This window comes from Massilia orientalis (assembly GCF_030411975.2).
Classification (GTDB): domain Bacteria; phylum Pseudomonadota; class Gammaproteobacteria; order Burkholderiales; family Burkholderiaceae_D; genus Telluria; species Telluria orientalis.
Genome location: NZ_JASNRB020000032.1, coordinates 37075 through 48087, shown reverse-complemented (window position 1 = coordinate 48087; position 11013 = coordinate 37075). Strand labels below are relative to the sequence as shown.

The following is an 11013-nucleotide window of genomic DNA, read 5'->3' as shown; positions in this document are numbered from 1 at the left end:
TGTGGAGCAAGAAGACGGGCGACACCAGCGCCAAACTGGAAGCGCGGCTGGCGCCGCACAGCGTGCTGATGCTGCTCTTGACGGGCCCTGCCAAACCATAGGGCGTGGAAGCGGAGCCCGCGCCGGGCGGATGCGCCGGACCTGCAGGACAAGGTGCTGGCGTCCGACGCGCGGGCACCTGACGCATGAGCCCACGCCGCCCAGGTTCCATCATGGACCCGGCGCGGGGCGTCGTACCGTCTGCGGTCGTCCGGCGACAAGAACCACTCTGGCGTCGGACATGCCGCTGCGGACCTTCAGCCACGCGTTGATCCGCTTGACCTCGTCCGCACGCGGCATGCGCCGGCAAGTCGCGCTGAGGAAAGGCACGGGCGCCGCGCCGTCGGCGCCGTCCTGGGCGGCCTTGCCCACGAGGACGTCGCCGCACTGCGGGTACTGCGCCTCGAATTCACGCGTCACCGCGCCGGCCTGCGCCACCCATTCCCGCTGGGCCGTCACCTGGCGGCGCAAGGATTCGATCGTTGCATCCTTGTCCTGCAGCGTGTCCTGGTTGTTGCGCACGATATCGGCCAGGATGTCGGCCTTCAGGCTGCCGACGTCGATCTTCTGGCTTTCGACGTGCGGCACCTCGCCCTGGTGCACGAACAGGCGCGCGTTCGCCAGGCCGGCGGATGCCAGCTTCTGCCCGATCGCCTTGATCGCGGTGCCGGCCAGCGGCGTGCCGATCAGGGTGACTTCGATGTCGTGCGTGCCGGGCGCGACGCGGGTCTCGAGCACGTGCACCGTCGCCGCGTTGAACTCCTTGCGCACGAACTCGCGCGCGCGGCTGCCGAAGACCTCGTTGTCGACGAGACGCGCCGCCAGCCAGATGCTTGGCAGCGCGGTGAGCAGGACGACCGCCAGCAACGCCCGCTTGACGCGGCGCTCCTTGACCGGGTCGATGAATTTCCGGTGCGGCAGACGGAGGAAGTCGATGACGATCACGGCCGCGAATGCGATGAACACGCAGTTGATCGAGAACAGGTAGAAGGCGCCGCCGAACACCGACCAGTTCGCGTTGGCAAGGCCGTAGCCGGCCGTGCACAACGGCGGCATCAGCGCCGTCGCGATGGCCACGCCGGGGATCACGTTCGATTTTTCGCGTCGCGTCTGCCCGATGATGCCGGCCAGGCCGCCCGCCAGCGCGATCAGGACGTCCCACAGCGAGGGTGTCGTCCGCGCCAGCAGTTCCGACTGCGCCTCGGCCAGCGGCGTGACGAGGAAATACAGTGTCGACGTCCCCAGGCTGATCGTGGCGGCGATGCCGAGGTTGGCAAGCGCGCGGCGGATCAGCGCAAAGTCGAGGATGCCGATCCCGTAGCCGAACCCGACGATCGGCCCCATCAGCGGCGACACCAGCATGGCGCCGATGATCACGGCGGTCGAGTTGGTGTTCAGGCCGACGGACGCGATCAGGATCGCCAGCATCAGGATCCACAGGGTCGCGCCCTGCAGCTCCACGCCGGCGCGGATGGCGCGGTCGATCTCGGCGTCGTCCGCCTTGTCGTCGTGGAGGCTGAAACGGTGGGCGATGGCGGCGCGCAGCGATGGCGGCGGGGGTTGGGTGTCGGGTGCGTTCATGAAATCGGTGGACGACGGAGGATAACCGGAGAATTTTCGCCCACGCGTCGCATTTGTCCAAACATTTCTTGCGGCGATGCATCAAATCGTTGCACGATTGCCGCCATGGTTACAATCGCGGCAAGTGCGGACTCAGCCGCGCGCTGCGAGCCGGTTCCTGGCCAGCCATGCACGCACCCGGTTGGCGTCGGCCGCACGGGAAAATTTTCCCTGCGCGTCGAGGAACACCATGACCGTCGGGCGCCCCGCGACAGTGGCGTGCAGGACCATGCAACGGCCGGCCTCGGCGATGTAACCCGTCTTCTGCAGCCGGATCTTCCAGCGCCGGCTGGCCGTCAGCCGGTTCGTGTTGTGGTAGACGGTACGCTGCCGGCCCTGGCGGATCGTGAAGTGCCGGTCCGTCGAATACCGCCGTATGAGCGCATGGCGTTCGGCGGCAACGACGAGGCGGGCCAGGTCTTCCGGCGTGGAGACGTTGGCGCTCGACAGGCCGGTCGGCTCCACATAGCGCGTACGCCGCATGCCCAGCGCCCGGGCCTTGGTATTCATGGCCGCGACAAATGCCTTCGTTCCACCCGGATAGTTCCGCCCGAGCGCCGACGCCGCGCGGTTCTCCGAACTCATCAGTGCAATGTGCAGCATGGCCGAGCGCGACAGGCGCGTACCGACGCGCAGCCGCGACGACGAATATTTGAGACGGTCGACGTCGGCATCCGTGACGGCCAGCACCTCCGCCATGTCCTGCCGGGCTTCCAGGACGACCAGGGCCGTCATCAGCTTCGTCAGGGAAGCGATGGGCATCACGGCTTTCGCATTCTTCCCGTACAGCACTGCCTTCGTCTTCGGATCGAGGATAAGGACGGCGCTGGACTTGAGCGCCACCATCCTGGCCGCCCGCGCCCGCGGTGCCGGATGGTGCCTGTGCGGCCTGGCATGCCGGTGCGTATGTGCCAGTTTTTTATTGCCGACCTTGACGGTACGCGCGTCGTGCGCCTGGACGCTGGGCACTGGCCCTGACAGGAACGCCAGCGCCAGCATGAGAGATGCAAAGAATTTCATATCGCCGGATCGACAGCTGGGGAAACCCGGCAATGGTGGGCGGGCCGACTTAGCAAACCCTTAGCGTCAGGAAATCAACAAGGGCAGATGTCGAAATGACCGTGCAGGCGTCGACGGCGGACCAGACCGTGAGATTGAAGACGGTCCGGACATCGGGTCGGGGCTAAGTATTCGCTAAGTGAGGCCCACTATCCTTGCGCTCGTCACGCGATCGGGGAAGGAAGTCGAACATGGTTGGATCGATCCCGCCGCAGCGCTTCGCCGCCGCGCGGCCGGGCAGCATGAGGATCGGGCTCGAGTGGATGGTGCTCGACCGCGAGACGTACGACCTGCATCCCGCGGCGCCCGACATCGCGTTCCGGCTTGAAGGGCAGGACGCGGCCTGGGTGGCCACGCCGGACATCGACGCGACGACACTCGACGTGGCCACCGCGGCGCTGGGCGGCTACTGCGCGGCGGCGGACGCGCTCGAAGACATGCGGCGCCGCGTGCGGCGGGCCGCCCGCTCGATCGGGGCCACGGTCGCGGGCGGCGGTTCCCATCCGGTCCGGACGGGCGGCCGGCAACGCAACCATGCCGCGGGCTTCGGCATGCACGTCCAGATCGGTGCGCCGGGCGCCGACGAGGCGGTGCGCATCGGCGCCTGGCTGAACCAGCGCGCGCCACTGTTCATCGCGCTGTCCGCAAGCTCGCCGTACTGGCATGGGCAGGACTCGGGCTTTTGCAGCGCACGCAACAACGTGGCCGCGACGTTCCAGGGCAGCGGCATCATGCCGCCCGCGCTGCGCAGCTGGCAGGATGTCGTGCAGCATGTCGCGCGCCTCGTGGAATACGGCCTCGCCACGCGCGTCGAGGACGTCGACTGGGACGTCCGTCCGGATCCCGGACACGGGGCGGTCGAGCTTTGCGCGCTCGACGCGCCCTTGCATCCGGCCTATGCCGCGGCCCTCGCCTGCTACGCGCGCGAGTTGTGCGTCGAAGTCGCGGAACGTCCCGGCAGCTGGCCCTGCCGGCGTGCCGCCGACGTGTATCCATGGAACCGCTTCAACGCCACGCGGCGCGGCGTGCTGGGCGAGTGGATCGACCCGTGCACGCGGAAGAAACACAGCATCGCCCACGTGGTGCGAAACGACCTCGCCCGCCTGGCGGCACGCTCGGACGATCCGGACTTCCCGGCCGCGTGCGTATTGATCGATGAGCTGCTGCATAATGGTGGACAGGCAGGCTGGCTGACCGCGCACATGGCCGCCGGCGCCCGGCCGAATGACCTGGCGCGGCTGGCGAGCGCGATGTTCGACAGCCCGGTGCTGCCCGGATGGAAAGTGGAACAATGAGAGTATTGCTGGTGGAAGACGATCCCATGATCGGCACCGTCGTCCAGCATGCGCTGCGCGACGCGAGTTACGCGGCCGACTGGGTATGCGACGGCGAAGCCGCGCTGACGGCGCTGCTGGTGCATGAGTACGCGCTGGTCCTGCTGGACCTGAACCTGCCCCGCATGGACGGCATGGACGTGCTGCGCCGCATCCGCGCGGCGCACAACGGCGTGCCGGTACTGCTGCTGACGGCGCGGGAAGCGACGGAAGACCGCGTGGCGGGCCTCGACGGCGGCGCGGACGACTATCTCGTCAAGCCATTCGCGATGAACGAACTGCTGGCGCGCATGCGCGCGCTGAGCCGCCGCGCCGAGGGTACGGGCAGCACCGTGCTGGGCAACGGCATCGTCGAACTCGATCCCGCGACCCACGAGGCGCGCGCCGGCACGACGACCGTGCGCCTGACGGCACGCGAATTCCCGCTGCTGCAGGCGCTGCTCGTGCGGCCTGGGGCCATCCTCTCCCGCCTGGAACTCGAACACAGGGTCTACGGCTGGAACGAAGAGATCGAGAGCAACGCGATCGAGTTCCTGATCCATTCGATCCGCAAGAAGCTGGGCAGCGACATCATCAAGAACGTCCGGGGCGTGGGATGGATGGTCGCGAAGGGCCGTTGACGGCGTCGTTGCGCTTCAGGCTGTCGCTGTGGATCTCGGCGGCCATCCTGGTCGGCGCCGTCGGCGCCGGCCTCTATTCCTACATGGCCGCCACCGCCGAGGCGCACCGCGGCCAGGACACGCAGCTGCGCCAGGTCGGCTACCTCATCAGCAGACTGGACGCCGTGCCGACATCGCCGATGGCGCGCGAAAAGGTCGGCGACGTCGATTTCGACGCGCGCCTGATCGTGCGTTTCATCGACGCGCCCGGCACCCGCATTCCCGAACCGGAAAGGCCCCCGCGTTTCGGCCCGGCCCTGCCCGACGGATTGCAGACGGTTGCCATCGGCGACGAAACATGGCGCGTCTTCGTCCGCACCAACCTGAAAGGCGTACGCGTCGCCGTCGCGCAGCAGACGGCGGTCCGCGACGCCGCGGCCCGCTCGAGCGCCCTGCGCACCGTGATGCCCATCCTGTTCCTCGGTCCGGTCCTCATCCTGCTGACGGCGCTGCTGGTGCGTACGATGTTCCTGCCCCTGCAAAGGCTGGCCGTACAGCTCGGCAAGCGCCGCGGCCACGACTTGCGGGAACTGGACAGGACGCCGCTCCCGTCCGAGGTATGGCCCTTCGTCAGCGAGATCAACAAGCTGATCGCCCGCACCGCGCGCGCACTGGCGCTGCAGCGGCGCTTCATCGCGGACGCGGCGCATGAACTGCGTTCGCCGATGACGGCCATGTCGCTGCAGGCGGAGCGCCTGGCGGCGACCGAGATGCCGCGCGAGGCGCGCGCCCGGCTCGACACCCTGTCGGCAGGCCTGGCACGCACGCGCATCCTGCTCGACCAGTTGCTGACGCTGGCACGCGCCCAGGAGGGCGGCGGCGAGCCGTTGACGCGGGTACCCTTGCAGAAGGCGATCCAGGAAGCCTTCGAGGACCTCGTGCCGCTGGCGGAGGCCAAGGCGATCGATCTCGGGATGGTGGGCGACGCCGATGCGTCGGTTACGGGGCGCGCCATGGACATCCGGATCCTCGTCAAGAATCTCGTCGACAATGCGATACGCTACACGCCGGAAGGCGGACGCGTCGACATCGGCGTGACCGCCGCGAGCGACCGCATCGTGCTCGACGTCGACGACACGGGACCGGGCATCGCCCCCGCCGAGCGCGAGCGCGTGTTCGATCCGTTCTACCGCGTGCTCGGCAGCGGCGAGATCGGTTCGGGCCTCGGGCTCGCGATCACGGCGTCGATCGTCGACCGGATCGGCGCGACCATCTCCCTGCTCGACCGGCCGGATGGCGCGCGGGGACTGCGGGTCCGCGTCGTCTTCCCCGCCGGTGCGCATGGCCAGGCGGGTCCTCGACGTGCCATGTCTTCGCCATGATCCGCTCGGCGAGCACCTCATACGATGCATGCTTGTCCTGGACACGGCAATAGACGGCGCCACGACTGGCGCCCGACGCATGCGCAGTTCGCGCACCGCCCACGGCTTGTCGATCTCCACGGCGGTCAGGCCGAGCGGCCGGCCGATGGCGAGGAACACGTCGTGCGTCCAGGTCGAGCCTGATCTGTTCGTGCTGCGCGAGAAGGCGCGCAGGTCTTCCGGCAAAAACGCCACGATGGCCGACAGGTTGGCGACCATGCGCACGTAGCCGCGCAGCCCCTGGGCATGCTCGGCGAGTTCCTCCCCGATCTTGTCGACGCTGAGCAGGATGCGCCGCGCGTGGGTCGGCAGCGACTCGCCGGCCGGCGTGAGCTTCATGCCGCGCGCGTTGCGGAGGACCAGCGCGACGCCGAGCGCCTGCTCCATCTCGGCCAGCCGCTTGCTGGCCGCGGACACCGCGATCGCCTCGCGCTCCGCCGCGCGGGTCAGCGACCCTTCTTCCTGGATCGCCAGGAAAAGCTGGAACGTCGTCAGGTCCGGCCGTCTCAGAATATTGTTCAAGTTGTCATGCGCACTGCGCGGGAAGGCGTGGCCAGGAACGCCGGCCGGTCGGACCAGGATAACCACGTTCGCCGCGCCCCGTCCAACCGTATGTTCGCAACGCCCATTCGCCAAACGCGAACGCTGTCACCCGCCGACAACGGTTCGTGAAAATAACCGCGAATCTGGTTGATGTCGCTGCCGTAAAGCAACTATAAATAGTCGTCCATACGGAAAATCCGCAGCAGACGGACCATCGTGTGCGGCGCCGCCGCAGAGAAAACGACAACATTTCAAGAGAGACAAACCGATGCGCTTTTTCGCCAACCTCAACATTGCGAAGCGCCTGGCCGCGGGGTTCGCCCTCGTGCTGGGCCTGACCCTCGTCATCGCCGCCACCGCCATCTGGCGCATGCATGCGATCGCCGACGCGACGCACGCGCTGATGACCGTTCCGCTGGCCAAGGAGCGCATGATCGCGGACTGGCATACGCAGACGTTCGGCGCGATCCGCCGCACGGCCGCAGTCGTGAAAAGCTCGGACCCCAGCCTGGTCGAGTTCTTCAAGGCCGACACCGTCCAGACGGCCGCGCGCGGCAACGCGTTGATCAAGCAGATCGAACCGCTGCTGGAAGGCGACACGGAACGCACGCTGTTCAAGAGCATCGTCGACATACGCAAGGCCTATACGGTCGCCAAGGAAAAGGCCGTCAAGGCGCGCGCCGACGGCGATGTCGACGGCGCCCTCCGCGTCCTCAACGAGGAATTCATGCCGCTGTCGGTGACGTATGAAGCCCGGCAGGCGGAACTGCTCAAGATGCAGCAGGACCGCATCGACGCCATCGCCAAGGGCATCGACGACGCCAACCGTAACAGCGAGCGCCTGATCGGCGCGGTGGCCGGTGCCGCCCTGCTGTTCGGCGCCGTCTGCGCGTGGCTGCTGGCCAATACGATCGTCCACCCGATCCGCCAGGCCGTCGACGTGGCCGAGAAAGTGGCCGGCGGCGACCTCACCCAGCACATCGACGCGAGCGGCACCTGCGAGACGGGCGCCCTGCTGCGCGCCCTGCGCCACATGAACGACAGCCTCGTGGGCATCGTCAGCCAGGTGCGCAGCGGCACCGATACCATCGCGACGGCATCGGCGGAGATCTCGGCGGGCAACATGGACCTGTCCTCGCGCACCGAACAGCAGGCCGGCTCGCTCGGCACGACGGCCAGCACGGTCGAGGAACTGACGGGCACCGTGCGCCAGAACGCGGACAATGCGCGCCAGGCGAGCCAGTTGTCGATCGCCGCGTCGGAAATCGCGACGCAGGGCGGCGCCGTCGTCGACCAGGTCGTGCAGACGATGGGCGCGATCAACGATTCGTCCAAGAAGATCGTCGACATCATTTCGGTCATCGACGGCATCGCGTTCCAGACCAACATCCTCGCGCTGAACGCCGCCGTCGAAGCGGCGCGCGCCGGCGAACAGGGCCGCGGCTTCGCCGTCGTGGCGGGCGAGGTGCGCACGCTGGCCCAGCGCTCGGCCGCCGCGGCGAAAGAGATCAAGGCACTGATCGTGGACTCGGTCAGCAAGGTCGAGGACGGCACGAAGCTGGTCGACCAGGCCGGCATGACGATGAGCGAAGTGGTCGACAGCATCCGCAAGGTCAGCGACATCGTGGCCGAGATCGCCAGCGCCAGCGGCGAGCAGAGCACCGGCATCGAGCAGGTCAACAAAGCCATCGCCGACATGGATTCGTCCACGCAGCACAATGCCGCCCTCGTCGAGGAATCGGCCGCAGCCGCCACCGCGCTGCGCGACCAGGCCGACAGGCTGGCCGAAGTGGTCAGCCTGTTCCACCTCGATGCCAGGGCCGCGCCGGCGCCCACCTCCGCCCGCGCGCGCCTCGGCTACCAGGCCGCCTAGAACGTGTGACGTATCCCGAGCGCGGTCGAGGTGCCGGATCCGGCCCCGCTGCGCTTGTCGTTCATCGCCGCCAGGAACAGGTCGGTGCGCTTGGACAGCGAATAGTCCAGGCACAAGGTGCCGGTCCGGCGGTCGGTGCTGGCCACCTTCGGCGTGTCGCGGTCGGTGTGGGCATACGCGGCGATGAGCCGGTATCCCCGCCCCAGCGGCATGGTCGCGCCGAGCGACCAGGTGCGGGTCGAGGTCGGTGTGCCGTACGTCTCGGTCCCCACGGCCGCGGCGTACACCTTCACGACCCGGAAATCGTAGGCGAAACCGGCCAGCCATGCCTTTTGCTCGGTCAGCACGGGCACCGTCGCGGTCGACAGCAGGCGGACCCGCTGCCCCGACGCCACCGCCGTCAGCGGCCCGGCGTCGTAGCGCAGGTGCACACCGGTGTTGGCGACGCCGGAGCGGCCGGCCGTTTCGCCCGGCGCGTAGTCGAGCGTGCCCACCAGGCCGCCGAACGACGGGGTGCTGTACTGGACGGTGTTGTTCCACACGCTGTCGCCCAGCACGGCGTTGTTGAACGCCGGGATGAAGCTCTGCACGACGAGCGGCGAGAACTGCACCGAGCCGCCGAACGGATTCACCGCCTGCATGCTGATGTAGGTGGGCGTCATGTGGCGCCCGATGCTGATCTTGCCGTACCGGCCCTTCAGCCCGACGAAGGCATTGCGCGAGAACAGCGGATCGGCCGGGGTGCGGCCGTACATGCCGCTGTCGGGCTGGAAGAAGCTTTCCAGCGTGAAGAAGGCGCTGGTGCCGCCTCCCAGGTTTTCCTCGCCCCGGAAGCCGAAGAAGGAGGTCGTCAGGCCGCCGCCGTTGACCACGGTGGTCGACGATGGCGCCCCGCTCACCTTGGTGGTGCCGACATAACTGCCGATCAATCCATAAAACTGGACCGACGTGGATTGCGCCTGCACCTGCGTGCACCAGGGCGCCAGCGCCATGGCGGCGGCCATGGACGTGACGATGCGTCGAGTTCTCATGCTCGTGTCTCCTTTTGCTGTGGTCATCGCGCCCACTGCGGGGCGCTGTTGGGGATACTGCGGCGCCTAGGGCGCGATCTCTTCGAGGCTGCGGCCGCGCGTCTCGATCATGCCGAGGGCGGCAACGGCGCCGACCACGCTGACGCCGGCGAACAGCAGGAACACGGCGTTGACGCCACCGGAATGCACCAGCATGCCGACCAGCGACGGGCCGACCGCCGACGCGAGGCGCAGCCAGGACGTCGCGATGCCGGTGCCGGCCGCGCGCATCCGGGTCGGATACACCTCGGGCGTGTACAGGTAGAGCACGGCGGCCGTCGAGCCGATGACGCCGTAGCTCAGCGTGGCGAACACCATCACGCTGTCGACGCTGTGCGCGCCATAGAAGCCCAGCCCGGCCAGCATGACGGCGCCGGCGCAGAACGCGGTGACGGTCCAGTTGCGCCGCCCGATGCGATCGATCACGAAGGCGCAGCCCAGCAGCAGCACGACCTGGGCGATGTTCGTGTACGACGCGGCGCGCAGCGCATCTTTCAGCGGCAGGTGGTACACGGTCTTGTACAGCGTCGGCAGCCAGTTGTTCAGGCTGTTCGACACGAAGAAGGCCGCCGCCCACAGCACCCACACGATCAGCGTGCGCTTGCGGTAGAACGGGGACAGCAGCTCGCCCAGGCGGCGCTGGCCGGCCGGCGCCGGCCTGGTCGCGGCGGTGCGCGGCGGGTTGCGGCGCGGCGTGCTCGCTTCCATGGCGCGCACCACCACCTCGGCCTCGGCCAGGCGGCCCCGGGAAATCAGCCAGCGCGGCGATTCCGGCAGGCGCGCCACCAGCCATGCGACCACCAGGCCCGGCACCGCGCCGGCGTAGAACATCGTCTCCCAGCCCACCGACGGCACCAGCACGGCGCCCAGCTGCCCCGCCGCCATCAGGCCCACCGGGAAGATCATCTCGTACAACATGAAGTACTTGCCGCGCCCGTGGGCGTTCGACAGCTCGTTGATGTAGGTGGCGGCCACCGGCATCTCGCCGCCGACGCCGATGCCCTGGATGAAGCGGCACACGAGCAGCACGTTGAAGTTGCCGCTGAGCGCGCACCCGAGGCTCATCACCGACATGATGGCGATGGCCCACGTGGCGCTCCTGATCCTGCCGATGCGCTCGGCCAGCCAGCCGAAGTACAGCGCGCCGATCAGCTGGCCCACGTAGCTCGCGCCGATCAGGATGCCGATCTGCACCGGCGCGATGTGCCAGATCGAAATCAGCACCGGCAGCACGAACGCCAGCGCCAGCGCGTCGAACGCATCGAAGAACGTCGCGCTGCCGACGATGACCCGGGCCCGCGCGTGCCAGCCCGAGAACGGTACGCTCTCGATCCGGCGCAACAGATCGTCCGCCTCGGTCCTGTCTTCGACCAGGCGTGTGTTGCCCTGCAAACTGTCCTGCATGCTGCTCTCCTCCGGTTAATGTCTGTCTTGTCGTTGCGCCGCGCGGGTCCG

The 11013-nt window shown here is 68.2% G+C and carries 8 protein-coding genes and 1 pseudogene; 4 read left to right on the top strand and 5 right to left on the bottom strand.

The window, feature by feature from the left end:
- Nucleotides 1–210 precede the first annotated feature (210 nt).
- Together QPK29_RS30485 and QPK29_RS30480 are read right to left on the bottom strand one after the other, a co-directional pair.
- Nucleotides 211–1620: a DUF389 domain-containing protein gene (locus tag QPK29_RS30485; RefSeq protein WP_371771168.1), complete on the bottom strand. Its 1410-nt coding sequence runs from the start codon at nt 1618–1620 to the stop codon at nt 211–213.
- A gap of 132 nt (nt 1621–1752) precedes the next feature.
- Entirely contained in the window at nt 1753–2679 is a 927-nt protein-coding gene (locus QPK29_RS30480) for a serine hydrolase (protein WP_371771167.1), read from the bottom strand.
- A 230-nt stretch (nt 2680–2909) separates the two neighbouring features.
- Here QPK29_RS30480 and QPK29_RS30475 point away from each other — a divergent pair, with 230 nt between their 5' ends.
- Genes QPK29_RS30475 through QPK29_RS30465 form a run of 3 tightly spaced genes read left to right on the top strand, consistent with a single transcriptional unit; the run spans nt 2910 to nt 6033 of the window.
- Nucleotides 2910–4013, top strand: a complete 1104-nt coding sequence (locus QPK29_RS30475) for a glutamate-cysteine ligase family protein (RefSeq protein WP_371771166.1) — start codon at nt 2910–2912, stop codon at nt 4011–4013.
- Complete coding sequence (locus QPK29_RS30470; RefSeq protein WP_160408899.1) at nt 4010–4672, top strand: response regulator transcription factor; 663 nt, start codon at nt 4010–4012, stop codon at nt 4670–4672. The genes QPK29_RS30475 and QPK29_RS30470 overlap by 4 nt, the downstream gene beginning before the upstream one ends.
- Entirely contained in the window at nt 4648–6033 is a 1386-nt protein-coding gene (locus tag QPK29_RS30465; RefSeq protein ID WP_371771165.1) for an ATP-binding protein, read from the top strand. Before QPK29_RS30470 ends, QPK29_RS30465 begins: the two co-directional genes overlap by 25 nt.
- A 160-nt stretch (nt 6034–6193) precedes the next feature.
- Here the strand turns inward: QPK29_RS30465 and QPK29_RS30460 are convergent.
- Nucleotides 6194–6594 (bottom strand): annotated as a pseudogene (locus QPK29_RS30460) (LysR family transcriptional regulator); the annotation flags it as partial.
- A 289-nt stretch (nt 6595–6883) separates the two neighbouring features.
- Here QPK29_RS30460 and QPK29_RS30455 point away from each other — a divergent pair.
- Nucleotides 6884–8488 (top strand): methyl-accepting chemotaxis protein, encoded by a 1605-nt coding sequence (locus QPK29_RS30455; protein ID WP_371771164.1) that lies wholly within the window; start codon nt 6884–6886, stop codon nt 8486–8488.
- Here the strand turns inward: QPK29_RS30455 and QPK29_RS30450 are convergent.
- Nucleotides 8485–9519: a porin gene (locus QPK29_RS30450; RefSeq protein ID WP_371771163.1), complete on the bottom strand. Its 1035-nt coding sequence runs from the start codon at nt 9517–9519 to the stop codon at nt 8485–8487. The genes QPK29_RS30455 and QPK29_RS30450 overlap by 4 nt on opposite strands.
- Nucleotides 9520–9585: 66 nt before the next feature.
- Entirely contained in the window at nt 9586–10962 is a 1377-nt protein-coding gene (locus QPK29_RS30445) for an MFS transporter (protein ID WP_371771162.1), read from the bottom strand.
- Nucleotides 10963–11013 lie beyond the last annotated feature (51 nt).

Excerpts from the sequence above, each read along its gene's own strand:
- QPK29_RS30455 (WP_371771164.1), top strand. The coding sequence starts at position 6,884 with ATGCGCTTTTTCGCCAACCTCAACATTGCGAAGCGCCTGGCCGCGGGG.
- QPK29_RS30445 (WP_371771162.1), bottom strand. The coding sequence starts at position 10,962 with ATGCAGGACAGTTTGCAGGGCAACACACGCCTGGTCGAAGACAGGACC.
- QPK29_RS30485 (WP_371771168.1), bottom strand. The coding sequence starts at position 1,620 with ATGAACGCACCCGACACCCAACCCCCGCCGCCATCGCTGCGCGCCGCC.
- QPK29_RS30470 (WP_160408899.1), top strand. The coding sequence starts at position 4,010 with ATGAGAGTATTGCTGGTGGAAGACGATCCCATGATCGGCACCGTCGTC.
- QPK29_RS30465 (WP_371771165.1), top strand. The coding sequence starts at position 4,648 with ATGGATGGTCGCGAAGGGCCGTTGACGGCGTCGTTGCGCTTCAGGCTG.
- QPK29_RS30475 (WP_371771166.1), top strand. The coding sequence starts at position 2,910 with ATGGTTGGATCGATCCCGCCGCAGCGCTTCGCCGCCGCGCGGCCGGGC.
- QPK29_RS30450 (WP_371771163.1), bottom strand. The coding sequence starts at position 9,519 with ATGAGAACTCGACGCATCGTCACGTCCATGGCCGCCGCCATGGCGCTG.
- QPK29_RS30480 (WP_371771167.1), bottom strand. The coding sequence starts at position 2,679 with ATGAAATTCTTTGCATCTCTCATGCTGGCGCTGGCGTTCCTGTCAGGG.